This window comes from Acidimicrobiales bacterium, from assembly GCA_041394245.1.
Taxonomy (GTDB): domain Bacteria; phylum Actinomycetota; class Acidimicrobiia; order Acidimicrobiales; family Aldehydirespiratoraceae; genus JAJRXC01.
In genome coordinates, this window is record JAWKIR010000002.1 from 2,431,013 (window position 1) to 2,455,965 (window position 24,953).

At 66.3% G+C, this 24,953-nt stretch carries 20 protein-coding genes and 3 tRNA genes; 17 read left to right on the top strand and 6 right to left on the bottom strand.

Annotation, left to right across the window (positions count from 1 at the left end; all coding sequences use genetic code 11):
* Window positions 1-5: 5 nt before the first annotated feature.
* The 3 genes from R2707_12085 to R2707_12095 all read right to left on the bottom strand — a co-directional run bounded on the left by R2707_12085 (window position 6) and on the right by R2707_12095 (window position 3,371).
* Complete coding sequence (locus tag R2707_12085) at window positions 6-1,190, bottom strand: MFS transporter (GenBank protein MEZ5245832.1); 1,185 nt, start codon at window positions 1,188-1,190, stop codon at window positions 6-8.
* Window positions 1,187-1,996: an enoyl-CoA hydratase/isomerase family protein gene (locus tag R2707_12090; protein MEZ5245833.1), complete on the bottom strand. Its 810-nt coding sequence runs from the start codon at window positions 1,994-1,996 to the stop codon at window positions 1,187-1,189. Before R2707_12090 ends, R2707_12085 begins: the two co-directional genes overlap by 4 nt.
* 97 nt (window positions 1,997-2,093) lie before the next feature.
* Window positions 2,094-3,371, bottom strand: a complete 1,278-nt coding sequence (locus R2707_12095; protein MEZ5245834.1) for a hypothetical protein — start codon at window positions 3,369-3,371, stop codon at window positions 2,094-2,096.
* A 214-nt stretch (window positions 3,372-3,585) separates the two neighbouring features.
* Here R2707_12095 and R2707_12100 point away from each other — a divergent pair.
* From R2707_12100 to R2707_12160, 13 genes are all read left to right on the top strand, one after another.
* Window positions 3,586-3,661, top strand: a tRNA-Thr gene (locus tag R2707_12100).
* Between the two features lie 25 nt (window positions 3,662-3,686).
* Window positions 3,687-3,760: transfer RNA gene (locus R2707_12105), tRNA-Met, on the top strand.
* Window positions 3,761-3,816: 56 nt separating this feature from the next.
* Complete coding sequence (locus R2707_12110; protein ID MEZ5245835.1) at window positions 3,817-4,467, top strand: sigma-70 family RNA polymerase sigma factor; 651 nt, start codon at window positions 3,817-3,819, stop codon at window positions 4,465-4,467.
* A complete protein-coding gene (locus tag R2707_12115; GenBank protein ID MEZ5245836.1) occupies window positions 4,454-4,822 on the top strand; it encodes a hypothetical protein in 369 nt (122 codons plus the stop codon). Before R2707_12110 ends, R2707_12115 begins: the two co-directional genes overlap by 14 nt.
* Before the next feature lie 83 nt (window positions 4,823-4,905).
* Window positions 4,906-4,978, top strand: a tRNA-Trp gene (locus tag R2707_12120).
* A gap of 52 nt (window positions 4,979-5,030) precedes the next feature.
* Window positions 5,031-5,330: a preprotein translocase subunit SecE gene (gene secE / locus R2707_12125; GenBank protein ID MEZ5245837.1), complete on the top strand. Its 300-nt coding sequence runs from the start codon at window positions 5,031-5,033 to the stop codon at window positions 5,328-5,330.
* A gap of 4 nt (window positions 5,331-5,334) precedes the next feature.
* Window positions 5,335-6,153 (top strand): transcription termination/antitermination protein NusG, encoded by an 819-nt coding sequence (gene nusG, locus R2707_12130; GenBank protein ID MEZ5245838.1) that lies wholly within the window; start codon window positions 5,335-5,337, stop codon window positions 6,151-6,153.
* Window positions 6,154-6,244: 91 nt separating this feature from the next.
* Window positions 6,245-6,679: a 50S ribosomal protein L11 gene (gene rplK / locus R2707_12135; GenBank protein ID MEZ5245839.1), complete on the top strand. Its 435-nt coding sequence runs from the start codon at window positions 6,245-6,247 to the stop codon at window positions 6,677-6,679.
* A gap of 85 nt (window positions 6,680-6,764) precedes the next feature.
* Complete coding sequence (gene rplA / locus R2707_12140) at window positions 6,765-7,460, top strand: 50S ribosomal protein L1 (GenBank protein ID MEZ5245840.1); 696 nt, start codon at window positions 6,765-6,767, stop codon at window positions 7,458-7,460.
* Window positions 7,461-7,744: 284 nt separating this feature from the next.
* Window positions 7,745-8,527, top strand: coding sequence for a 50S ribosomal protein L10 (rplJ, locus tag R2707_12145; GenBank protein ID MEZ5245841.1), 783 nt, complete (start codon window positions 7,745-7,747; stop codon window positions 8,525-8,527).
* 2 nt (window positions 8,528-8,529) lie between these two features.
* Window positions 8,530-8,910 (top strand): 50S ribosomal protein L7/L12, encoded by a 381-nt coding sequence (gene rplL, locus R2707_12150; GenBank protein ID MEZ5245842.1) that lies wholly within the window; start codon window positions 8,530-8,532, stop codon window positions 8,908-8,910.
* 203 nt (window positions 8,911-9,113) lie between these two features.
* Window positions 9,114-10,676 carry an IPT/TIG domain-containing protein gene (locus R2707_12155; protein MEZ5245843.1) on the top strand — a complete coding sequence of 521 codons (1,563 nt, stop codon included), beginning with the start codon at window positions 9,114-9,116 and terminating at the stop codon, window positions 10,674-10,676.
* An 86-nt stretch (window positions 10,677-10,762) separates the two neighbouring features.
* Window positions 10,763-11,326 carry a sigma-70 family RNA polymerase sigma factor gene (locus R2707_12160; GenBank protein MEZ5245844.1) on the top strand — a complete coding sequence of 188 codons (564 nt, stop codon included), beginning with the start codon at window positions 10,763-10,765 and terminating at the stop codon, window positions 11,324-11,326.
* A 44-nt stretch (window positions 11,327-11,370) separates the two neighbouring features.
* Here the strand turns inward: R2707_12160 and R2707_12165 are convergent, their stop codons facing one another.
* Window positions 11,371-11,571, bottom strand: a complete 201-nt coding sequence (locus R2707_12165) for a hypothetical protein (protein MEZ5245845.1) — start codon at window positions 11,569-11,571, stop codon at window positions 11,371-11,373.
* A gap of 97 nt (window positions 11,572-11,668) precedes the next feature.
* Here R2707_12165 and R2707_12170 point away from each other — a divergent pair, with 97 nt between their 5' ends.
* The 4 genes from R2707_12170 (at window position 11,669) to R2707_12185 (ending at window position 22,130) form a co-directional block, all read left to right on the top strand.
* Window positions 11,669-12,652, top strand: a complete 984-nt coding sequence (locus R2707_12170) for a tyrosine-protein phosphatase (protein MEZ5245846.1) — start codon at window positions 11,669-11,671, stop codon at window positions 12,650-12,652.
* Window positions 12,653-12,729: 77 nt separating this feature from the next.
* Entirely contained in the window at window positions 12,730-14,295 is a 1,566-nt protein-coding gene (locus R2707_12175; protein MEZ5245847.1) for a hypothetical protein, read from the top strand.
* 299 nt (window positions 14,296-14,594) lie between these two features.
* A complete protein-coding gene (locus tag R2707_12180; protein ID MEZ5245848.1) occupies window positions 14,595-18,185 on the top strand; it encodes a DNA-directed RNA polymerase subunit beta in 3,591 nt (1,196 codons plus the stop codon).
* Window positions 18,186-18,212: 27 nt separating this feature from the next.
* A complete protein-coding gene (locus R2707_12185) occupies window positions 18,213-22,130 on the top strand; it encodes a DNA-directed RNA polymerase subunit beta' (protein MEZ5245849.1) in 3,918 nt (1,305 codons plus the stop codon).
* A gap of 78 nt (window positions 22,131-22,208) precedes the next feature.
* Here R2707_12185 and R2707_12190 read toward each other — a convergent pair whose 3' ends face one another.
* Window positions 22,209-23,765: an MBOAT family O-acyltransferase gene (locus tag R2707_12190; GenBank protein MEZ5245850.1), complete on the bottom strand. Its 1,557-nt coding sequence runs from the start codon at window positions 23,763-23,765 to the stop codon at window positions 22,209-22,211.
* On the bottom strand, window positions 23,762-24,952 hold the full coding sequence (locus R2707_12195) for a hypothetical protein (GenBank protein MEZ5245851.1): 1,191 nt from the start codon (window positions 24,950-24,952) through the stop codon (window positions 23,762-23,764). The genes R2707_12190 and R2707_12195 overlap by 4 nt, the downstream gene beginning before the upstream one ends.
* Window position 24,953 lies beyond the last annotated feature (1 nt).

The following is a 24,953-nucleotide window of genomic DNA, read 5'->3' on the forward strand; positions in this document are numbered from 1 at the left end:
CGGATTCAGGCGAGGTCGATGCGGACCGAACGCTCGATCAGCAACCACAGGCCGCCGAGCGCGAGGGTGCTCGCCAGCGCGACCGGCGCGGCGACGCCGACGTCGCTGCGATCGGCCAACACGCCGACGAGGGCCGGCAGCGAGATCGCCCCGACCGAGGTCGCCGCGATCTGCAAGCCCACGGCGCGAGTGGCGCGGGCCTCGCCGAGGTAGACGGCGGTGCGTCCCATGACCACGGGGAACATCGCCGAGAAGGCGACGCCGATCCACGGGAGTGCGAGCCCACCGGCACCGCCGGGATCGGCCCAGAGCACGACGACCGCAGCGACCGCACCTGCGGTCGACACGCGCAGCGTCTGTTCGGGACGGACGCGGTGTCCGACCACGGCGAGGACGAAGCGCCCGCTCATCAGGCCGCCCCAGTAGAGGGCGGTGAGTACCCCGGCGGCGGCGTCGGAGTAGCCGCGGGCTTCCGTGAGCAGGGTGTAGGCCCACGTCCCCACCGCGATCTCGACGCCGACATAGACGGAGAACCAGGCGATCATCAGGCCCTGCAGGCGGATCGACCCGATGAGGTCGCGGTCCTGGGCGCTGATCTCCGGTGTGGTCGTGGCGATCGAGAACCCGTCGCGGTGTCGCAGCAGCACGAGCACGACGACGCCGGTGAGAGCGGTGCACATCACATAGGGAGCTCTCCACGCGGTGCCGCCGGCGACGAAGGCCGTCGCGAGCAGTGGCCCGAGAAAGGCCCCCACGCCGTAGGAGGCGTGGAGAAGCCCCATCGCCCGCGGGCCCTGGGTGAGTGCCATCCACGCATTGATCCCCGCGTCGGCGGTGCCCCAACCGACGCCGAGCACGAGGTAGCCGAGCATGAGCACCCACCAGTGCGGTGCGCTCGCCACCATCGCGAGCGCCACCAGTGCGGCGGTCATCGCCGCCGGGAGGACCCGACCGACTCGAAAGCGTTCGGTGAGGGGACCGGACGACACGCCGCCGGCCGCATACCCGATCGAGGTGGCGACGACGAGGAGCCCGAGGCTGCCGTCGGACCGACCGAAGTGGTCGCGCAGATTCGGCCACACCGTTCCGAACACGCCGTCGGGAAGACCGAAGACGACAAAGAGGAGAAACGACGCCAGAACGGCGCGACGGATCTGCCGGTTCGCCGTCGTCGACCCGGGCAGGTTCAACGACGCTGCCGTTGGGTGAGGTAGCGGGCTGCGACGTCTCGGCTCTCCGGGTCGTGCATCGCCGTGACGAACTGGTCGGCGTCGGACCAGGCGCCGTCGGTCGAGACGAGCGCCTCGGCGGCCGCGTCGACGGCGTCGAGCGTGGCCCGCAACGTGTAGACCGACTTGTCGGCGAGTGATGCGGCCAGTGCGTCGGCCTCGGCGGCGAGGTCGTCGTCGGCCACCACCCGGTTGACGATGCTGCGCGCGTGCGCCTCGGCTGCGGTGAACGGTCGACACGACAGCACGAGGTCACGTGTCGCGGGGGCGCCGATCTCGCGGACGAGCCGAGGGATGCCGCCCCAGGTCAACGGGATCCCGAGGTCGACCTCCGGGATGACGAAGTTGGTCGATTCGGCCGCGATGCGGAGATCGCAGGCCATCGCCAGCAGCACGCCGCCGCCGATGCAATGGCCGTGGATCGCGGCGATGGTCACCGCCCGCATCCGCTCGATCGACTCCACCATCACGCGGCCCGCGTCGGCGCCGTCGCGGGCCGATCGGTCCCCGGCCTCTGTGAAACCGCCGAGGTCGGCACCGGCCGAGAACGCCCGCCCGGCCCCGCCCACGACGACCACCCGAATCGCCGCGCGTGCGTCGAACCACGCGGCCGCGGCGGCCAGTTCGTCGAGACAGGCGGTCGACAGCGGATTGAGCTTCTCGGGTCGGTTCAGTGTCAGCCGGCCGATGCGCCCGCGTGCCGTGGCGGTGAGGGTCTCGAATCCGGTGCCGGTCTCGGTCTCGTTGTCCATACGCGACGATGCCACGCTCCGCAGGGGAGCGTGGCACCGAAGCATGCGACTGGCGAGTCGCGGCTCGCCACCTCGATCCCCCGGTCGGGGGATCAGATCTGAGTGCGTGGTGTCAGGCGATCTTCAACGATTCGTCCGCCGCCACCTCGGCGGGATCGTCGGCCGCCGTCGGCTCGAGGATCGAGAGGTCGCCGGTGATGGCTTCGACCCGGGCCCAGTCGGTGACGTCCGCGTCCTCGGTCAGGAACACGATCTGCTGGTTCTCACTCGACCGAACGAGCATCTCGAGCAGCGGGGCCTTGAGTTCCACGGCGATCCCGTTGAGGGAGTCGTCGAGGACGAGCGGCAGGTTCTCGCCGCCGGGGCCGATCCCGCGAACCTCTTCGAGCTTTTGCATCAGTGCGTGGGCGAGAGCAGCGACCTCGTCGTTCTCCGTGTCGATGGGGAGAGGGCCGGTGCTGAGTGCGTCGACGTCGCGCGCTCGACGGGAGGCCTCCTCGATCTCGTCGCGGTGCTCGTAGGCCCAGTCGACCACGATGTCGCCGGCCGTCTCGAACCAATCGGCGAGGGCGGTCTCGTGGTCGGCGCTCGCCTGCATGAGGCGCTGGCGCGACGCCTGGCTGTCGAGGAGGCCGTTGACCCGCTGGAGGTGGAAGCCGAGATAGGACTGGGCGCCGGCTTCGGCCAGCGCGTCCTCTTCGGCCGCGCGGGCCTTCTCCATGCGCTGGTGCTGCACGAACGACACCGCCGTCACCATCGCGGCGAGGATGACCAGGGCCATGGCGATGGTCTGGCCGATCCACATGACCGACGGAACCGCCAGGATCGCTGCACCCGCACCCACGAAGAACGAGATCTTGCGGACCTGCTCGGCCCGTGCCTGCGCTTCTTCGAACTGGGCGTGGCGTTCTTCGATGCGGGCGACGACGGAGGCGTCCTCGGGTGCCGATCCGGATGCGTCGGCCTCTTCGTCGAGGATCTGGCGAGCCGCGGTGACGCGATCGGCCAGACCCCACAGGCGGCCGGGATCGACGGCCGCGAGCCGTCGGATGATCTGGTCGTGATGGGTGCTGGTCGTCAGATCGGTGGACGTCAGCCGCAGGCGACGCTTGGTCGAGCGGGCGTCGAGCCCCGCAACCGACAGGAGGTCGATGTTGCCCTGGTCGTCGGCGAAGCGGGAGCTGACATCGGCCGAGGCTTCGACGTCGATCACGCGGGCGCGGGCGCCGAAGGGACGGAAGACGGCGAAACGGTTGCCGTTGTCGGCAACGATCTCGGCGTGCACGCCGGCTCTACTCGAGCTCAGCGAGCCGACGAGCTCGGTGATGAGCCCCTCCCGCTCGAGCCGTCCGACACCGCCGATGACGGTGAGTCGGGGATGGAATTCCAACGAGAAGGTGTTCTCGTCAGCCTCTATGACAAGCCGGTCGAATCGCATGCCATCACTACGGCGCGAGTGGTTCGCGACTTGAGCCATTCGACCCACGGACGTGGTGCGATCCGACCATGCGCGAGTTTTGACCGGACGGCGGGTTGGAGGGCGGTCCGTCCCGTGGCATCATTGCCGACGCTTCCTCGGGGCGTTTTTCACCCCGCGGCGGCAGGCTCCCTTAGCTCAGTCGGCAGAGCGTCTCCATGGTAAGGAGAAGGTCGTCAGTTCAATTCTGACAGGGAGCTCCACGGAACGGCTCGCCGATCCGAGGGCGGCGACGTAGCTCAGTTGGTGAGAGCGCTCGACTCATAATCGAGAGGTCGACAGTTCGAATCTGTCCGTCGCTACGCGGGGTTCTTCCGGTGCGGTCCGACACCGTCAGGGGTGGAGCAGAATGGCCGACGTGCCTGCAACCGAGCGTCGTCTCCGGATCGTCACCGATCCGTCACGTAACGGTGGCCCCTCTGTCGGGTCCAACCTGGTGGCTGCAGCCATGGACGATCTGGTCCGCTGGGCGGTGGCCGGCGAACGCGAGGCGTTCGACGAGATGGTGCGTCGCACCCATCGCGACGCCTACGGCCTGGCGTTGCGCCTGACCAGTGACGAGGAGGATGCGAGAGACGTGGTGCAGGACGCCTACCTCCGTGCCTATCGCAGCCTCCACCGTTTCCGTGGCGACGCGAAGTTCTCCACCTGGCTCTATCGCATCGTGGCCAACTGTGCGTCGACGACCACCGGCCGACGTCGGCGTCACCGCCACGAGGAACTGCCCGACGAGGCCCATGTGGTCGATCCCCGTCCCGACGGCGATCCCGCGGTGCAGGCCTCGGTCGGCGATCTCCGCGCCCGACTCGACGATGCGATTCGCGACCTTCCGCCCCGCCTGCGCGCCGTGGTCGTCCTGCGCGATGTCTACGACCTGCCCCATGAGGCCATTGCCGACGAACTCGGCATCTCGGTCAGCGCAGCAAAGGTACGCCTGCATCGTGCCCGCCACCGGCTCCGTGAACGCGTGTTCCCGCTGCCGGGAGAGGAACTCCATGCGATCTCGTGACCAGCCGTGCTGCGAGGACCTCATCGAGTCGCTCCCGGGCGTCGTCGACGGAGGTCCACGCGGCGAAGTCATGTCGGAAGTCGACCGGACCCACCTCGCGCAGTGCCTGCGCTGCCAGGCCGAGGTGGCCAACTATCGACGGCTCCGGAGGGCGATGCGTGAGCTCGCAGAGGCCGGCGGACCGGTCGACGCCACGCTCGAGCACGAGATCCTGCTCGTCCTCGACGAGTACGACGAGCGATCCGGTCGGCGCGTGCCGGGCTATGCCGCGGCCACGCTGGGCGGACTCGCCGCGGCCGCAGGGGTCATCGCGTTGGCGACGAGGCAACGCCGCAGCGGCCGTCTCGTCGGCTGATCACGCGCTGCTCGCGCGCTGAATCGCGCGCGGCGCGAGGGCAGTTATTTCCGAGGCCAGTGCTATCGTTGTCCACCGTTCTCAGGGGCGTGGCTCAATTGGTAGAGCATCGGTCTCCAAAACCGAAGGTTGCAGGTTCAAGTCCTGTCGCCCCTGCATGACGGTGCCGTCACTCGGTGGCGCCGGTCACTGATCCAAGGAATTTCCCATGTCGATGAACCGACAGCAGAAGCGAATGCTCCAGAAGCAGGGCGAGATCGACGCCGATGGTCAACCCGTCCGCGCTCGACGTCAACCGCCGAGTGGCGCCGCCGCACAGGAACGAACCGGACCCGTCCAGTTCCTCCGTGAGGTCCGCGGTGAGCTTCGCAAGGTCGCCTGGCCGTCGCGCTCGGAGACCATCAACTACTCGATCGTCGTCCTCGTGACCATCGTGGTCCTGGGAGCGATCATCTACGGCCTCGACTGGCTGTTCTCCACCTTCATCCTCGACCTCTTCGAGGCCTGATCCCATGACTGACGAGTCCGACATGAACGAAGAGATCGACGACGCGGCCGAGGCCGTCATCGCCGAAGCCGAAGAGATCGTCGCCGAGGCGGCCGACGACGACACCGCGGTCGACGACACCGTGGTCGACGACACCGCGGCGCCGAGCGCCCCGGTGGGCGCCGGTCTGGCCAACGCCTGGACCGGCGGCGCCGCAGAGGTCGCTCAGACGGTGGTCGACGAAGACGAGCTGCTCGAGGACGACGACTTCGAGGTCGACACCTACGTCTCGCCCTACGACCGGCCGGGTCGATGGTTCGTGCTCCACACCCAGTCGGGATACGAGAAGAAGGTCAAGCAGAACCTCGAGGCCCGCATCGCGTCGATGAACATGGAGGAGCGCATCTACGAGGTGGTCATCCCCACCCGCGAGATCCCCGAGTTCAAGAACGGCAAGAAGGTCATGACCGAGAAGAAGCTCTTCCCGGGCTACCTGCTCTGTCGCACGTCGCTCGACGACGACGCCTGGTACGTCATCCGCAACACCCCGGGCGTGACCGGCTTCGTCAACCAGGGCGGAAAGCCCTCGCCGATGCGCCGCAAGGACGTCGAGAACTTCCTCGGCGTCGAAGCCGACCGCACCCAGGAAGCCACGAAGAAGTCGAAGCCGATGTTCGAATACGACATGGGCGAGACCGTGCGGGTCAAGGAAGGTCCTTTCGCCGACTTCTCCGGTGAGATCATCGAGATCAATGAGGATCAGCTCAAGGTGAAGGTGCTCGTCAACATCTTCGGTCGCGAGACCCCCGTCGAGCTCGAGTTCGCCCAGGTGGCGAGGCTCTGAAACCTCGCGCCTGATTCCCTTCCCGCGCGGGTTGTCGCGCGGGCACTCTCCATCCAGACTTAACGGTCCACCCTCCTTAGGAATATTTGTCATGGCCAAGAAGCAGGTCGCTGCTGTCGTCCGAATCCAGATCCCCGCCGGTCAGGCCTCGCCTGCGCCGCCGGTCGGCACCGCGCTCGGTCCGCACGGTGTCGCGATCATGGACTTCTGCAAGGACTACAACGCGAAGACCGAGGACCAGCGCGGCCAGATCGTTCCCGCCGAGATCACGATCTACGAAGACCGCACGTTCTCGTTCGTTCTCAAGACCCCGCCCACGGCGTTCCTGATCAAGAAGGCGGCCGGGCTCGAGTCGGCGGCCAACAACCCCGGTCGCGAGACCGCCGGTTCGATCACCGACGCGCAGGTCACCGAGATCGCCGAACTCAAGATGCGCGACCTCAACGCCATCGATATTGAGGGTGCCAAGCTCCAGGTCGCCGGTACCGCTCGTTCGATGGGTATCGACGTCGTCGGCAACTCCTGAAATCGTCAGTCGCTGAGTCGAAGTTCGACTCACCTGTTCGTTCCGGATCACCTCGCCGGACGGCAGTACACAGAGGGAGCCACACATGGCGCAGAGCAAGCAGTACAAGGACAACGCCAAGAAGTACGACCGGGAACGTCTGCATTCCGATGCGGAGGCGGTCGCCATCATCAAGTCGTTGGGTACCAAGAAGTTCGACGAGACCGTCGACGTGGTGGTTCGCCTCGGGGTCGATCCCCGTAAGGCCGATCAGATGATCCGGTCCACGGTCGCGCTCCCGTCGGGAACCGGCAAGGATGTGCGGATCGCCGTGTTCGCCCAGGGTGAGGCGGCCCAGGCCGCCCGCGACGCCGGCGCGGAGTATGTCGGTGGCGACGACCTGGCGGCCGAGGTCGAGGGCGGCATGACCGATTTCGACCTTGCGATCGCGACTCCCGACATGATGCCCACGGTCGGCAAGCTCGGCCGCGTGCTCGGTCCCCGTGGCCTGATGCCGAACCCCAAGACCGGCACCGTCACCCCCGACGTCGCCAAGGCGATCGAGGAGTTCAAGGGCGGCATGGTCGAGTACCGCACCGATCGTTTCGCCAACGTCCACGTGCCGATCGGCAAGGCGTCGTTCGACGACGCTGCGCTGCTCGCCAATCTTCGGGCCTTGGTCACCGAGTTGGAGCGGGTGAAGCCTGCGTCGGCCAAGGGTCACTACATGAAGAAGGTCGTGCTGAGCACGACCATGGGTCCGGCGGTTCGCGTCGATCCCAACCAGATCGCCTCGGCCTGATTCGAGGAAGTCGCCCGGCTGCCCCTTACGCTGTCGGGTACAACTGAGATCTCTGTTCACCGAAGACCTCCGGTGCGCTCCACGGGGAGCACCAATGAGCCAGCTGGCTCGCCGGACGAGGAGAACCTCCTGAGGCTGCAGCGTGCTGTGGCATTTCTGGGCGTTCGCCGAATCGGTGGGCGCCCAGTTCGCATTTTGCAGTCAGAAGTTGCAGTCAGGGAGTCGGCTCCGGTCGCCTTCCGTGAGTCCGGCGTCGTTGCCGGAATGAAGAGGAGGTGACAGAAATGGAAGACCCGAGACCCGAGAAGGTTGCGGTCGTCGACGAGGTGAAGCAGAAGCTCGCCGAGACCGACGGCGCGATGCTGACGGAGTACCGCGGGCTCGACGTGCGGGCTCTGGCCGAGCTGCGTCGTGCACTGCGCGATGCCGGTGGCGAATACAAGATCTACAAGAACACGCTGGTGCGCCTTGCGGCGCGCGATGCAGGACTGGAGATCGACGACCTTTTGACCGGTCCGACGGCCATCGCCTTCGTGGGCGAGCGTGCCGACGGATCCGCCGGTGACGTCGCGGCAGTGGCGAAGGCCCTGAAGGAGTTCGCCAAGACCAACAGTTCGCTGGTGATCAAGGGCGGCGTGATCGATGATCAGCTGCTCAGCGCCGATGATCTGAAGGCGCTTGCCGAACTGCCGTCGCGTGAGGTGTTGCTGTCGATGTTGGCCGGTGCGTTCCAGGCGCCGATGGCCAAGTTCGCCGGCTTGCTCGCTGCGGTGCCACGCGACTTCGCGTACGGCCTGCAGGCGCTGATCGAGAAGGGTGGCGGTCCGAATGCGGCCGCCGATGCACCCGTGATCGAAGAGGCTCCGGCCGAGGAGACCCCCGCCGAGGCGGAGGCAGCTGCGGACGAGGCCCCTGAAGAATCTGGCGAGGCTCCCGAAGCCGAAGCCACCGAAGAAACCCCAGAAACCGAGGCGTCAGCCGACGCCGACGCCGGCGATGCCGGTGACGATGAGGCTGGCGATGCCGGCGAAGATTCCGGCGATGCCGGTGAGGAAGAGGAGGCCTGAACATGGCTACCAAGGAAGAGATTCTCGACGCGATCGGCGCCATGAGCGTCCTCGAGCTCAGCGAGCTCCTGTCGGACTTCGAGGAGAAGTTCGGCGTGACCGCTGCGGCTCCTGTCGCGGTTGCGGCTGCTGCCCCCGCGGGCGGCGGTGACGCCGGTGCGGAGGAGGAGAAGGATTCCTTCGACGTCGTGCTCACCAGCGCCGGCGAGAAGAAGATCCAGGTGATCAAGGAGGTCCGTGGTCTCACGTCCCTCGGCCTGAAGGAGGCCAAGGAGCTGGTCGACAGCGCACCGAAGGCCATTCTCGAAGGTGCGTCGAAGGATGACGCCGAGAAGGCCAAGGCCGTTCTCGAAGGCGCCGGCGGCACCGTCGAACTCCAGTAGTACCCGCCCTTCGGGGCGCTCAGCATTGACGAACCGCGTCGGCCTCCGGTCGGCGCGGTTCGTCGTTTTCGACCGAGCCGGCGCGGTCGGTGCGGCGGGATGGCACACGTCCGCTGTAACCGCGTTCGTGAACTGTCGTCGTGGTGGGGGAGCGGGCGCGTCCCACGAAGACCCCACGAAGACCCCACGACGAGGAACGAACGATGGTGAAGTTGATGCGAGCCGCGGTGCTGGCAACGGTGTTGGCGATGCTCTCCAGCGGGTGCGTCTACCTCCAGCGGGTGTCGACGACATCGACCGGGGCGGAGATACCGGACGGCGGGACGGGCCTCGATGTGTCAGCCGATGGGCGCTACGTCCTCTTCCGGACGTCGTACAGCATGAGCAGTTTCGATTCGAACGGGGTCGATGATCTGTATCGGAAGGACACCCTCACGGGCGCGGTCGAACTCGTCACCCGAACCCCGACGGGCGGCGCAAACGCGGCATCCGTCGAAGGGGAGATGAGCGACGACGGGCGTTGGGTCGCGTTCTCCTCGGCGGCGTCCAACCTGGTACTCGCCGACACCAACGGCACGTTGGACGTGTTCGTCCACGACGTGGTGGCGCACACCACCGCACGGGCGAGTGTCACCTCCACGGGCGGTCAGGGCTCTCAACTGGCCGATCGGCCCGCGATCTCGGGCGACGGCCTCCATGTCTCCTTCTCCACGGCCTCTGCCCTGGTGCCGGCCGACACGGACGTCTCTCGCGACGTGTACCGCTTCGAGCGAGCCACCGGCGCGGTGGCACTCGTGTCGAGTGCCTCCAATGGTGTGGTGGGTGATGGCAGCAGCTTCCGTTCCTCGATCGACTACGACGGGTCGGTGATCGCGTTCGACTCCGACAGCACGAACCTCGTGCCCGGCGACACCAACGGGGAGCGGGACGTCTTCGTCAAGTTCGATACCGGGCTGACCGCTCGGGTGTCGACCGGTGCCGGGAACACTCAGGCAACGGGCGGCTCTTCGTCGCCGTCCATGTCCGGTAACGGGTTGGCGGTGGCGTTCACGTCCGCGGCCTTCGATCTCACGCCCGGGGATCTCAACGGGCAGGACGATGTGTTCGTGAAGGCGATCACCGGCGAGATCTTCCTTGCTTCGGTCGCCACCGATGGCACCCAGGGGAGTCGCGAGTCGAACGGCGCTCGCATCAGCCACGACGGCACGCTCGTGAGCTTCTTCTCGAGAGCGACCGAGCTGACCCAACGTCCGACCGGCAACGGCGCAGTGGTCGTGCGGGACGGCATCGACAACATCACGACGGTCGCTTCGCGCGACAGCAACGGCAACCCGCACAACGGGGCCGGTGTGATCGCCGCCGGAGGTACCTACGTGCTGTGGTGGAACTCCTCGCCGACGATCCTCCCCGGCGACACCAACAGTGCGCCGGACACGTATCTGCAGTGGTGGAGTCCGCACGAGATCACGTCGATCTCGCCGTCGACCATCTCGCTCGGTGCGTCCCAGCCGGTGACCATCACCGGCAGCGGTTTCAACCGCAATGCCGACATCAGCATCTACACGCATCTCGGCAATGTCGATGGGATCACCTTCTCGAACGTGGTCGTGGTCGACCAGACGACCATCACCGCAGACGTCGAGTCGACCGTCGGCGTCACGCCCGTCGGGCCGAAGAACCTCTGGGTCGAGGCGGCCGGTGGTGGTCCGGGACAGACGTCGGGCGCGCTCGCGAACTGCGACACGTGCCTCACGGTGTCGCTCTGAGTCGGCGCGGGCCGGCTGGTTAATGGTCGGTTTCGCGTGGTCCCGCACAGTGCTCGCACCCAGACGGACCAAAGGGAGTGGCGACGATGGGCGAGCGCGACAACGAGACCGATGCCCACCTCGTGCGACGGCTTCGGCACGGCGACCGTGCAGCGGCCGAGCACCTCTACCGACGTCACGGTCCGACCGTGCGGTTCGTCGTGATGGACAACGTGCGTGACCGCGACGACATCGACGACGTCGTCCAGGACACCTTCGCCCGCGCGTTCGCCCGGGTCGACCAGCTCACCGACGATTCGTGCTTTCGGCCGTGGCTCCTGCAGATCGCCCGGCGGTTGTCCATCGATGCCCGGCGGGCTCGTCTGCGTCGCCCGGACGTGACCCCCCTCGGTGATCGGGTGGTGATCGACCTCGATGCACCGAGTGAGCTGCTCGCCGAGGTCGAGGAGCTGGCCGCCGCGCTGCGGCGAGGCCTCTCGGGGCTGTCACTGCGCGACCGCACGGTGCTCTCGATGACCGTCGAGTTGGGGTTCACCCTCGACGAGGTGGCCGAGGCACTCGACATCACCTATGGCAACGCCAAGGTGGTGCTGCACCGTGCTCGCGCCCGCCTGCGTCGGTCGATCGAGCCGCTCCTCGCGGTCGGTTAGCGCGGCGCGGTCGGTTAGCGCGGCGAAATCCACCCCGGCGTCGTTCAGCGGCTCCCTTTCAACCACTGCTCGACGGCGTCGGGGGACCATTCCTGGATCGGATCGGCGGCCAGCGCGCGTTCGATGCCGGGGGCGATGAGGCGGGCGAGGGCAACCCGTTCGTCGCGGTCGAGGGCGAGCATGAAGGTGCGGAGCTTGTGGAGGGCTCGGTCGCCCGGGTCGGTGCGCTGGTCGTCGTCGGGCATGCGGTCACTCCTTCGCCGGGCTCCCGAAGGGCCAGACGGGACCGGCGGTCGGGGGTTACAGACCGCGTCGTCTGATCGACCCCTCTAGGGTGCGGAGGTGGCTGATCCGATCTCGCATGTCAATGTCGTCGCCGTCGGCGACGAGCTGCAGGTGACGTGGCGCGGGGGTTCCGACGACATGTCGGTGTTCCTGTCGGGCGACCCCGACGACGCCGGCACCGACGTGCGGGCGCCCGACGCACCTGGCCGGGCGCTCCTTCCGCGGCGCGCCCGCCGTGCCTATGTGCATCTGTTCGAGCCGACCCAGGGGTTCGTGGTGGCCGCCGAGCGGCGGCTGCCGATGGACGGCCCGTCGAACTTCCGTGATCTCGGTGGCTATCCCACGCTCGACGGTTCGTGGACCCGGTGGGGTCGGGTGTTCCGCAGCGACGGGCTGCACACATTGTCCGATCCCGATCACGAGCTGATGGACGAGTTGGGCATCACGGTGGTGTTCGACCTGCGTTCGCACGGCGAGGTCGAACAGGCTCCCGACCGGCTGCCCGCCGGCGTGCGCCACGTGCACCTTCCGATGTCGAGCGACGTGGCGCAGGGTCGATCGATGTTGGAGCGCATCGTCGACGGGGATCTCCCCAAGTTCGACGAGGACGACATGGCCGACGGCTACCTGCGCATGTTGGAGGGCTTCCCGGAGTTCCTCTCCGAGATGCTGCACGCCGTGGGCGACGGCGAACGGGTGCTGTTCCACTGCACCGCCGGAAAGGACCGCACCGGGATCACGGCGATGACCATGCTCGGCCTCGCAGGAGTGGCCGACGGCTACATCCTCGACGACTACGAGGTCTCGGCGCACTATCGCGCCCACTCGGCGGAGGGAACGAACTGGTTCGAGGAGCGGATCCGCGAAGCCGGCTACGACCCCGACGACTACCACGCCCTGTGGGGCTCCCCGAGGCCGGCCATGCGCAAGACGCTCGAGGGACTTCGTCAGCGGTGGGGTGACCATCACAGCTATGTCCGCAGCATCGGCGTCTCCGACGATGTTGCGGCACGGGTGAGGGCGGCGCTGCGAACGGACTGACGGCGAGCCGTGTAACCCGGGACAGCCTCACTCGTCCTGTACGTGGGATCGTTCGCAGCACAACCGGGAGGCGTTCCGTGTTCCACAAGATTCAGAACCGTCGGGGTATCCGATTCCGGGTCGCGACCCTCGTCGTCATGGCGGCATTCGCGTCCGGTTGTGTGCACCTCGAACGGGTCACTGTCGACGAGAACGGAGTTGAGTTCCCGTTCGGCATCAGCGTGGAGGACGTTTCGTACGACGGTCGCTACGTGCTGCTCAAGACATCGGGAGCCATCGACAGTCGCGATTCGGGCTCCTTCGATGACCTCTATCGAAAGGACATGTTGACCGGGGCGATCGAACTCGTTTCGATCGACGACGGCGAGGTCGCGGCCATCGGTGGGTACGACGGTGCGATCAGCGATGACGGCGACCGCATCGTGTTCGTCTCGATGTCGGGGCGGGTGGTCATGCGCACCGTTTCGGCGGGCACCACGATGGTGGTGGGTCTCGACGACGCCGGCAACGAGGCGACGTCCTCCTTTCACCCGGCGATCTCCGGCGATGGCACCGTCATCGCATGGTCGACCACGTACCCCGTGATCGGGGGGGCGTCCAACGGCGTCGGGCAGGTGTACCGACGCGATCTGTCGACCGGGATCGTCCGACTCGTGTCGGAAGCGACGGGTGGCGGCTTGGCCAACGGCGGGAGCAGCCTGCCGTCGCTGAGCGAGGACGGTGACGAAGTCGCCTTCCTGTCGTCGGCGTCCGACCTCGTCGTCGGGGACACCAACGGCCTGCGCGACGTATTCGTTCGGACGGCCGGCTCGGTCTTTCGGGCGTCGACCTCGGCGACCGGGCAGCAGGCCAACGGCGAATCCTACGGGCCGGTGATCTCCGGCAACGGTCACTTCGTGGCGTTCGATTCACAGGCCACGAATCTCCATCCGGCGGACACCAGCGCAAGTCCGGACATCTATCGCAAGCGTGACACCGGCGCGATCGATCTCATCAGTGTCGACAACGACGGAACGCATCTCGACGGGCCAAACCAACTCCCCTCGATCAGCCACGATGGTTCGATCGTGTCGTTTCAGTCCGGCGACGACGATCTGAACTTCTACGTCAATGCATTCGGGCTCTACATCCGAGACGTCGAGAACGCGACGACCACCCGCGGCAGCGCACTTGCCGATGGCACGTTGAGTTGGCTGTCGACGTCGCTGTTCCGTGGCCTCGTCTCCGGCGACGGGAACTATGCGGTGTGGAACGTCGGGCCGTCGGGCGCGACCTCGGTACCGGGAGACACGAACGGCCAGATCGATGTCCTCTTGCGATGGTGGTCGGAGCCGCAGGTGACGACGATGTCGCCGTCGACACTTCCGCTGGGAGTCGCAACGACGGTCACCATCACCGGATCGGGATTCCGGCAGGACGCGGCGACGATCATCGCCACGAACCTCGCCAATCCCGGTGTCGACGGGATCTTCTTCTCGAACGTGGAGGTCGTCGACGCCAACACGATCGTCGCCGAGATCGAGGTCGTGCTCGGGAGCGCTGCTCCGGGCGACTACTGGGTCGCGCTGCAGCACCAGGGCACGGGTCCCGGAGTGCCTTCCGGCGCCGTCGGCAGTTGCCTGTGCTTCACGGTGGTGCCGTAGAGGCAGGCTTGTCGACAGATCACAATCCGGTTGCAGGTGACGCAGCGTCCTTGACCTCGCGCCCGCGAACCTTTACCGTTCGCGTGCAATCCGCCCGACCCGATTCGGCTCGGATCTCGCACCGGCCGTCACGGCCGGTGCCGGTTCTGGTTGCCCGAGAGTTGCTGTTCGCGGCGCGGTGCCACTAGCGTGCAAAGCAACGTGGTCGTCCTCGCGCCTGTTCCGGATCTTCTTGCTTCGGTTCTCCGCGCCCGGACGGCCTGTTGTCGTCCTCATCCACGGCCAACTCTGGAGCCAAGGTGACCACACGCGCCGCACACCGCGAACGCTATTCGTTCGGAAATCTCCCCGAGGTTCTCGAACTCCCCGACCTCATCGCTGTTCAGCGTGAGTCCTTCAAGTGGCTGCTCGACGAGGGTCTCGCACAGACCTTCCGCGACATCAGCCCGATCAAGGACTTCACCGAAACGCTGCAACTCGAACTCGAGTTCGACCCCGACGACGAGGACCTGCGCCCGCCGCCGAAGTTCACGGTGGAGGAGTGCAAGGAAAAGGACATGACCTACAGCGCGCCGATCTTCGTGCGCGCCCGCTTCATGAACGCCAACACCGGCGAGATCAAGGAGCAGACGGTCTTCATGGGTGACTTCCCCATGATGACCGACAAGGGAACCTTCATCATCAACGGCACCGAGCGTGTCGTGGTCTCCCAGCTCGTGCGTTCGCCCGGCGTCATCTTCCAGCCGGGTGAGCGGTTCCGTCTCCGCAACCTGAGCAAGCACCAGCTCGTCACCGGCACGGTGCACCCGTACCGCGGCGAATGGATCGAGTTCGATGTCGAGCAAAAGCCCGGCAAGGACGTCACCGCGGGTGCCCGTGTCGCCCGCAAGCGGCGCATCTCGCTGTTCACCCTGCTGCGTGCTCTCGGCTACGACGAGGAGAACGAGCCCGGGTTCCTCGACCGTTTCGTCGAGTACTTCGACTTCCTCGAGGGCCAGTGGGAAAAGGACAAGGAGATCGCCCCGACGCAGGAAGAGGCGCTCCTCGAGATCTACAAGCGGGCCCGTCCGGGCGAACCGCCGACCGTCGAGTCGGCCCGCGCCTACTTCCGCAACGCCTTCTTCGAGCCGCGTCGCTACGACCTGAGCCGCGTCGGTCGGTACAAGCTCAACCGCAAGCTCGGTCCCGAGCTCGACTTCCTCGAGAAGCAGTTCAAGCTCAAGCTCGATCGTCCCGACTCCGACCAGTCGGTGCTGGCGCAGGCCGAGATGCTCGCCGCCACGACCTATCTGCTCAACCTCGCCAAGGGCGAGCCGGGCTATCGCCTCGACGACCAGGACCACTTCGCCAATCGCCGCATCCGCAGCGTCGGCGAGCTGATCCAGAACCAGGTCCGCATCGGCCTCTCCCGCATGGAACGGGTCGTGCGCGAGCGCATGACCACGCAGGACGTCGAGGCCATCACCCCGCAGACCCTCATCAACATCCGTCCGGTCGTCGCGGCGATCAAGGAGTTCTTCGGAACCTCCCAGCTCTCGCAGTTCATGGACCAGGTCAACCCGCTCTCGGGCCTCACCCAGCGTCGCCGCCTGTCGGCGCTCGGCCCGGGTGGTCTGTCCCGTGAGCGTGCCGGCTTCGAAGTGCGAGACGTGCACTTCTCTCACTACGGCCGCATGTGCCCGATCGAGACCCCCGAAGGTCCCAACATCGGTCTGATCGGCGGTCTGGCCTCGTTCGCCCGGGTCAACCCGTTCGGCTTCATCGAGACGCCCTACCGCGTGGTCAAGAAGGGTGTGGTCACCGACGAGATCGTCTACCTGACCGCCGACGAGGAAGAGGACTATGTCGTCGCCCAGGCCAACGCGCCGATCGACGACAAGGGCAACTTCCTGGCCGACCGTGTGCTCGTGCGGCGTTCGCCCCAGGCCGCGTCGTTGCACGACCTGCGGCTCCAGCTGGAACAGGAAGTCTTCTTCGGCGCCACCACCGAGATCTCCTCGGTGCCGCCGGAGGAAGTCCAGATGATGGACGTCTCGCCGAAGCAGATCATCTCGGTCGCCACCGCGCTGATCCCCTTCCTAGAGCACGACGACGCCAACCGCGCCCTCATGGGCGCCAACATGCAGCGCCAGGCGGTGCCGCTGATCCGGGCCGAGGCGCCCTACATCGGCACCGGCATCGAGGGTCGCTGCGCGACCGATGCCGCCGACATGGTGCTGGCCGAGGACGACGGCACCGTCGTCGAACTCGACGGCGACCACATCGTCATGGACTACAAGAAGCTGGGCCAGAAGACGATCCGTCTGAAGCGCTTCGAGCGGTCCAACCAGGACTCCTGCATCTCGCAAAAGCCCCGTGTCGCCGAGGGCGACAAGGTCAAGGCCGGTCAACTCCTCGCTGACGGTCCTTCGACCGACAACGGCGAACTCGCCCTCGGCAAGAACCTCCTCGTGGCCTTCATGCCATGGGAGGGCTACAACTTCGAGGACGCCATCATCCTCTCGGAGCGCCTGGTGAAGGACGACGTGCTCACGTCGGTCCACATCCACGAGCACGAGATCGATGCCCGCGACACCAAGCTCGGCCCCGAGGAGATCACCCGGGACATCCCGAACCTCAGCGAGGAGATCCTCGCCGACCTCGACGAGCGCGGCATCATCCGCGTCGGCGCCGAGGTCGGTCCGGGCGACGTCCTCGTCGGCAAGGTCACCCCCAAGGGCGAGACCGAGCTCACCCCCGAAGAGCGCCTCCTGCGTGCCATCTTCGGCGAGAAGGCCCGTGAGGTGCGCGACACCTCGCTGAAGGTCCCGCACGGCGAGACCGGCAAGGTCATCGACGTCAAGGTCTTCAATCGCGACGACGCCCACGAGCTGCCCCCCGGGGTCAACCAGCTCGTGCGGGTCTACGTCGCCCAGAAGCGCAAGATCAGCGTGGGCGACAAGCTCGCCGGCCGCCACGGCAACAAGGGTGTCATCTCCAAGATCCTCCCGATCGAGGACATGCCGTTCAACGCCGACGGTCAGCAGGTCGACATCATCCTCAACCCACTCGGCGTGCCGTCTCGTATGAACGTCGGCCAGGTGCTCGAAGCGCACCTCGGCTATTGCGCCCGCTGGGGTTGGAACATCGACGGCGAACAGGTCGGCGACACACCCGTTCGCGGTACCGAGACCAAGACGCGTCCGACCACCAAGCCCGCCACGTTCGTGGCGACGCCGGTGTTCGACGGTGCGAAGTGGGACGAGTACGAGCTCGCCGGCGACAAGCCGGTGATCGTCGACATCCTGAAGAACCTGAATCCCGAGTCCAAGGACGGCGAGACCCGCCTGATCGGTGTCAACGGCAAGCAGACCCTCTACAACGGTCGCACCGGCGAGCCTTACGACAACGACATCATGACGGGCTACGTCTACATCCTGAAGCTGGCCCACCTGGTCGACGACAAGATCCACGCCCGTTCGACCGGCCCGTACTCGATGATCACCCAGCAGCCGCTCGGTGGTAAGGCCCAGTTCGGTGGTCAGCGGTTCGGCGAGATGGAAGTGTGGGCTCTCGAGGCCTACGGCGCGGCGTACTGCCTGCAGGAGCTGCTCACCATCAAGTCCGACGACGTGCTCGGCCGGGTGAAGGTCTACGAGGCCATCGTCAAGGGCGAGAACATTCCCGAGCCCGGCATTCCCGAGTCCTTCAAGGTGCTCATCAAGGAAATGCAGGCGTTGTGCATCAACGTCGAGGTGCTCTCCAAGGACGGTCAGGAGATCGAGATGCGAGAACTCGACGAAGAGACCTTCCGCACGGTCGAGGAGCTGGGGATCGATCTCCAGCGACCCGAACGTGGATCCGACGAAGAAGACGCCGCCCGCGCCGCCGCCCGTGCGGCTCGTGGCTGAGACCGGGAAGACGAGGGAGTAACTTTCATGCTCGACGTCAATGATTTCTCCAACCTGAAGATCGGTCTCGCCACTGCGGATTCCATCCGCATGTGGTCGAACGGCGAGGTCAAGAAGCCGGAGACCATCAACTACCGCACGCTCAAGCCCGAGAAGGACGGACTCTTCTGCGAGAAGATCTTCGGTCCGACGAAGGACTGGGAGTGCGCCTGTGGCAAGTACAAGCGCGTCCGTTTCAAGGGCATCATCTGCGAGCGTTGTGGCGTCGAGGTCACCCGCTCGAAGGTTCGGCGTGAGCGCATGGGCCACATCGAGCTCGCCGCGCCGGCCGTGCACATCTGGTACCTGCGCGGCACCCGCTCGTGGCTGGCCTACCTCCTCATGGGCACCGAGCCCAAGGAGGAGCTCAAGGCCAAGCAGCTCGAGAAGGTCATCTACTTCGCCGCCAACCTCGTCGTCTCCGTCGACGAGGAGCGTCGCGACGCCGACCTCGTGTCGCTCGAGGCCGAGGTCATCGGCGAACGCGAAGCGATCGACAAGGACATGGAACTCGACCTGGCCCGCCGGGCCGAGGACCTCGAGAAGGAACTCGCCGAACTCGAAAAGGACGGCGCCAAGGACACCGAGCTGAAGGCGGCTCGTCGTCAGGCCGACAAGGACCTCGCGGAGATCCGCGAGCAGTTCGAGTTCGAGAAGGAGATTCTCGATCGGGCCTGGGACGAGTTCAAGAGCCTGTTCGGTCGTCAGATCATCGAAGACGAGATGCTGTGGCGTGAGCTGCAGGACCGCTGGGGCGACTACTTCGTGGGCGGCATGGGCGCCGACGCGATCGCCCGTCTGGTCGAGACGCTCGACTTCGACGAGGAAGAGGTCAAGCTTCGCGCCCAGATCGATCCGCCGGAAGGCGAGAAGGGTCTGTCGGCCCAGCGGAAGCAAAAGGCGATCAAGCGGTTGAAGATCGTGGCGGCGTTCAATCGTCGCGACGAGCACGGCCGTCGGATCAATGATCCCCGCGCCATGATCCTCGACGTCGTTCCGGTGATCCCGCCGGAGCTGCGTCCGATGGTCCAGCTCGACGGTGGCCGCTTCGCGACCTCCGATCTCAACGATCTCTACCGTCGCGTGATCAATCGCAACAACCGGCTCAAGCGTCTGCTCGATCTCGGTGCGCCGGAGATCATCGTCAACAACGAAAAGCGCATGCTCCAGGAGGCCGTCGACGCCCTGTTCGACAACGGTCGTCGTGGGCGCCCGGTCACCGGTCCCGGTAACCGCCCGCTCAAGTCGCTCTCCGACATGCTGAAGGGCAAGCAGGGCCGGTTCCGTCAGAACCTGCTCGGCAAGCGCGTCGACTACTCGGGCCGTTCGGTCATCGTGGTCGGCCCGACGCTCAAGTTCCACCAGTGCGGTCTCCCGAAGATCATGGCGCTCGAGCTGTTCAAGCCGTTCGTCATGAAGCGTCTCGTCGACGCCGAGCTGGCCCAGAACATCAAGTCGGCCAAGCGCATGGTCGAGCGTCGTCGCCCCCAGGTGTGGGACGTTCTCGAGGACGTCATCAAGGAACACCCGGTCATGCTCAACCGTGCACCGACCCTGCACCGTCTGGGTATCCAGGCCTTCGAGCCCGTGCTCGTCGAGGGCAAGGCGATCAACCTGCATCCGCTGGTGTGCACCGCCTTCAACGCCGACTTCGACGGGGATCAGATGGCCGTGCACCTGCCGCTGTCGGCAGAGGCGCAGGCCGAGGCCCGCGTCCTCATGCTCAGCGCCAACAACGTGCTCAGCCCGGCCAACGGCCGTCCGCTGGTCACACCGACGCAGGACATGATCATCGGTGCGTTCTATCTGACCGACATCGTCGAGGATGCCAAGGGCGCCGGCCGCGTGTTCCGCGACGTGCGTGAACTCGAGGCCGCCTACGAACGTGGTGACGTCGCCATCCACGCACCGATCCAGTTCCGCACCCCCGACCTGCTGATCAGCCCGGCCAACGGCGAGGCGGCGCAGTACGAGCCGACCACCGTCGGCCGTGTCTTCTTCAACCAGACCCTCCCGGAGGCGTACCCCTACGTCAACGAAAAGGTCGGCAAGAAGCAGATGGGGGCCATCGTCGACACCCTTGCTCGCGGGTACCCGAAGCAGGAGGTGGCGATGAGCCTCGACGCGATCAAGGACACCTGCTTCAAGTTCGCCATGCGGTCGGGGCTCACCGTCTCGATCGACGACGTGGCGACGCCGACCGAGAAGGCCGAGATCCTCGACCGTCACGAGAAGATGGCCGACAAGATCGAGCAGCAGTTCCGTCGCGGCATCATCACCGATGGTGAGCGCCGTCAGATGGAGGTGGAGGTCTGGTCCGAGGCGACCGAAGAGGTCACCAACCGGATGAAGGACGGCCTCGAGAGCCAGCAGTTCAACCCGGTCAACATGATGGTCGAGTCGGGTGCTCGAGGAAACATGATGCAGGTGCGTCAGATCGCCGGCATGCGTGGCCTCGTGGCGAACCCCCGCGGCGACATGATCCCCCGCCCGATCAAGAGCAACTTCCGTGAAGGTCTGAAGATGCTCGAGTACTTCATCGCCACGCCGGGCGCCCGCAAGGGTCTCGTCGACACGGCGTTGCGTACTGCCGACTCCGGCTACCTCACCCGTCGCCTCGTCGACGTGGCGCAGGAACTCATCATCAACGATGAGGACCCGTTCGAGCGTTCCGGTCCGGTGGGTGGCATCTGGATCGAAGACGTCATGCCCGACACCCCGAACAAGCGCACGCATCTGGAGACCAAGCTCTTCGGCCGTGTGCTCGCTGACGATGTCGAACTCGCCGATGGCTCTGTCATCGAGAAGGGCACGATGGTCGGCGACGACGAACTCGAGACCCTGCGCGACGACGAGAAGGTCACCCGCGTGCGGGTGCTCTCGCCGCTGACCGACGATTCGGCGTTCGGCATCTCGCCCAAGAGCTACGGCATGTCACTCGCAACGGGCGGCAAGATCGAGCTCGGCGAAGCGGTCGGTGTCATCGCCGCCCAGTCGATCGGTGAACCGGGTACCCAGCTGACGATGCGGACCTTCCACACCGGTGGTGTGGCGGGTGCGCAGGACATCGCCGGTGGTCTGCCCCGCGTGGTCGAGCTCTTCGAGGCCCGTACCCCGAAGGGCAAGGCCACGCTGGCCCGCACCTCCGGTGTGGTCCGTGTCGGCGACGACGACGGTCGCGGCCGTGAGGTCCTGATCATCGCCGACGACGGCGAGGAAGATGCCTACACCATCCCGTCGGGCGCTCGTCTCGAGGTCACCGACGGCCAGGAGCTGAAGGCCGGCGATGCGATCGTCGAGGGCGCACGTGATCCCAAGGAACTCCTGGAGATCAAGGGTGTCCGCGAGACCCAGAAGTACCTCGTCGACGAGGTGCAGAAGGTCTACCGGGATCAGGGCGTGTCGATCCACGACAAGCACATCGAGCTGATCGTGCGTCAGATGACCAAGCGGATTCTGATCAACGAGCCGGGCGACACCGACTTCTTGCCGGGCTACCAGATCGACAAGAAGGTGTTCGCCGACACGAACCGTCGTGTGGTCGAGGAGGGTGGCAAGCCCGCCGAGGGTCGTCCCCAGCTGATGGGTATCACCAAGGCGTCGCTCGCGACCGAGTCGTGGCTGTCGGCCGCGTCGTTCCAGGAGACCACCCGGGTGCTCACCGAGGCGGCGATCGAGTCGAAGACCGACTCGTTGCAGGGCCTCAAGGAGAACATCATCATCGGCAAGCTCATCCCGGCCGGTACCGGCATGACCGAGTACCGCAACATCAAGACCACCGCGCCCGACTACGAGCCGATGGACTACTACTCGAGCGATTCCGACGAACAGGATGTCGCCGAGTGGCTTGCGGGCCGCAGTGATGCGGGCGCCGACGTGATCACACTGCCGGGTGCAACCACCTGACGCAGCCGTCATCTGAAATCAAGGCGAGTTGGCCCGACCTTTTCGGGCCGACTCGCCTTCATTTCGTTTTGGGGGCGGTCAGAGGAGCAACTGGATGGGTGCGGTGACGAACTCGTAGAAGACTGTCCACGCCAGCGAGTAGTCGCGGATGGTGACGAAGGCGAAGCCGCCGGCCACATAGAGGTTGGTGAGGATGGTGCCGCCGATGGTGCGGAGCCGACCTTCCTTGACGAGGTGCCACGGCCACCACGCGAGTACCGCCATGCCGATGCCGTGATAGAGGCCCCAGGTCACCCAGGTGAGCGCGAGGTCGTGCCACATGGCGATGGTCACCAGGGTGACGATGAGCGCCGCGGACTGGTTGCGGGTGGTGGCGATGACGGGGAAGAAGACGTTGCGGAACGCCCAACCCGACAGTGAGATGTGCCATCGGCGCCAGAACTCGGCGAGGTCGGGGGCCAGCACCGGCCAGCGGAAATTCTCACCGATCGTGTAGCCGAAGAGGCGGGCGAGACCGATCGCGATGTCGGAGTACGCCGAGAAGTCGAGATAGGCGAGCAGGTAGGCCAGCAGGCAGAAGCGCACGACATCCCACGGGTCGCCGGTCGGGTCGGTGACGACGCGGCTCCAGAGACCGCTCTCGAAGAGCAGCCCGCCGAGGATGCCGTCGACGATCACCAGCTTCTTGGCCACGCCCACCGTGATGCGCATGGCCCCGTCGCTCAGATCGAGCCGGGTGATGCGCTCTGCCCGGTTCTTGAAGAACGAGTCGACGAGTTCGATGGGGCCCGCCACGAGGGTCGGCGGGAACAGCACGTAGACGAGGTATCGGCGCAGGTTGAGATCTTCGAGCTGGCCACGGTGCCATCGCAGCTGGAGATCCAGCAGCCGGATGAGGAAGTAGCTCGTACCGAGCGGGAGGACGAGTGCGAGCGAGCCGTAGTCCTCGAACGACACGAGGAAGATGGCCTTGAAGTTCTTGAGGATCAGCAGGATCAGCGCGGTGATGGCCAGCCAGGTCAGGATGAAGCGGGACGAGCGCTTGTCGCTCGCCCGATACCAGCGGCCGATGGCGAAGAAGCCGAGCAGGATCCCCAACAGCATCAGTGTGAAGCCGAACTGGAGCGCCGACAGCGCGCTGACGGAGAAGGCGATCAGCAGCCACTGGCTCAGTGCCACCCGTCGATGGGTGAGGACGATGATCGGGACGAACGCGAGTGCGAGAAGGAACAGGCGGTTGAGCCAGCGGCCGTCGAACGGGGCCTGGCGGATCTGACGGACGGTGTCGATGCCCTCGATGTCGATGGTCGCCCCGGCAGGTATCGGGTCGATCACGAGCCGCAACGCGTCTCCGGCGAGCGTGGCATGGCCGCGACAGTGGAGTGCGTCGTTGCAGTCGACGGAGTTGAAGCCCCGCAGCACGAGATCGTCGACGGAGGAAGCTCCGTCGACCGAGAAGCGCACCACATAGTCGGTGGTGGCGCCCTTTCCCTCGAAGTCGGCCTGCCAGGTGCCGTCGGCGGCGATGCCCTCGGTCTCAGGTGCGGCGATGTCGTCGGTCACCACCGACCAGATGCCAACCATCACGGCGCCGAGCGCCAGGAGGGTGATCAGGGGGCGGAGCTTCTTGATCACTCCGCCTCGAGTCCGAGATCGGTGTCGAGCAGTGCGCCGAAGACCGCATCGGTGAGACGGGGCCTACCGGGGGCGAGGAGATGCTCGAGATCGAAGAAGTCGGTGTCGTCGAAGGGCAGGTCGCGCAGATCGAGCAGCCGTGCACCGGTGTCGGCCACCAGACGGTCGACCCTGGCGTCGAAGTCGTTCCACACCGGCCCGTAGGCATCGACCGACAGCGACGTGCGGGGGAGCTCGAGGAAGACGACCTCGGCCCCGGTCGCCCGGATCGCTTCGGCCAAGGCGGTCGCGATCGCGAAGTCGAGTTCGCGATGCTCGAAGTAGCCGTCGACCCGGGTCTCGGCGACGACATCGGCGAGGGATTGCTTCTCGGCATCGGACAGCGGCTGGTTTCCGTAGCCGTAGCGGACCGGTCGACGGATGTCGCGAAACGTCGTGTCGGTCAGTGCGCCCCAGTCGACGTCGGTCAGGCGACCGGCGAACAGGTCGGACCATGCTTGCGTGGTGCGGCTGTCGAGTCGACCCTCGACCCACTGGCGCAGGAACAGCCGATGCTCGAAGACACTCGATTCGTCCCACGGCGAGAAGACCGTCGAATCGCCGAGTTCATCGAGACGGCCGCTGAACCCCGACGGCTTCGGGCGGGCGTCGGCGACGAGGTCGGCGTCGGAGAGATCGCGTAGTCCGTCCGCGGGCAGCAGCGAGAAGCGCGATGTGGTGAACTCCTGCTCGAGGGTGTCGTCGCCGAACCCGAGCCGGCGGGGGTTGACCTCGATCACGACGGTGTCGCCGGCTTCCAAGGGGAGGTTGAGCGCGATCCGCGCCGTTTCGGCCATCGACTGATCGAAGCTGTAGAGGGTGTGGACCCCGGGGGCGTCGGCCCCGTATGTGTCGTCGACTGCTTGCTGGATGATGCCGTCGGGGAGCAGCCCCTCGCGCACGGTGGATCCGCCGATCACGACGAGCCGTCCGCCGGCGGGCCGTTCGCTCGACTGGATGGCCACCACTTCCGAGACGAGCCGGCCGTGGTCGTCGCGCTCGTGGGCGAGGAACGCGTCGGCGCTCCACTCGTCGAGGCCATCGGGATCGAATGCCACACGGGCCGTCGCCTCGACGGCGACGAGAACGAGCAACGCGGTGAGCGCAGCGGCCAGGAAGGCGCGTCGGTTGGCGAGCAGGCCGGTCATG

Coding starts and splice junctions, on each gene's coding strand:
- rplA (MEZ5245840.1), top strand. CDS start 6,765: ATGGCGCAGAGCAAGCAGTACAAGGACAACGCCAAGAAGTACGACCGG.
- R2707_12155 (MEZ5245843.1), top strand. CDS start 9,114: ATGGTGAAGTTGATGCGAGCCGCGGTGCTGGCAACGGTGTTGGCGATG.
- R2707_12115 (MEZ5245836.1), top strand. CDS start 4,454: ATGCGATCTCGTGACCAGCCGTGCTGCGAGGACCTCATCGAGTCGCTC.
- secE (MEZ5245837.1), top strand. CDS start 5,031: ATGTCGATGAACCGACAGCAGAAGCGAATGCTCCAGAAGCAGGGCGAG.
- R2707_12185 (MEZ5245849.1), top strand. CDS start 18,213: ATGCTCGACGTCAATGATTTCTCCAACCTGAAGATCGGTCTCGCCACT.
- R2707_12160 (MEZ5245844.1), top strand. CDS start 10,763: ATGGGCGAGCGCGACAACGAGACCGATGCCCACCTCGTGCGACGGCTT.
- rplK (MEZ5245839.1), top strand. CDS start 6,245: ATGGCCAAGAAGCAGGTCGCTGCTGTCGTCCGAATCCAGATCCCCGCC.
- R2707_12195 (MEZ5245851.1), bottom strand. CDS start 24,952: ATGACCGGCCTGCTCGCCAACCGACGCGCCTTCCTGGCCGCTGCGCTC.
- nusG (MEZ5245838.1), top strand. CDS start 5,335: ATGACTGACGAGTCCGACATGAACGAAGAGATCGACGACGCGGCCGAG.
- R2707_12165 (MEZ5245845.1), bottom strand. CDS start 11,571: ATGCCCGACGACGACCAGCGCACCGACCCGGGCGACCGAGCCCTCCAC.
- rplL (MEZ5245842.1), top strand. CDS start 8,530: ATGGCTACCAAGGAAGAGATTCTCGACGCGATCGGCGCCATGAGCGTC.
- rplJ (MEZ5245841.1), top strand. CDS start 7,745: ATGGAAGACCCGAGACCCGAGAAGGTTGCGGTCGTCGACGAGGTGAAG.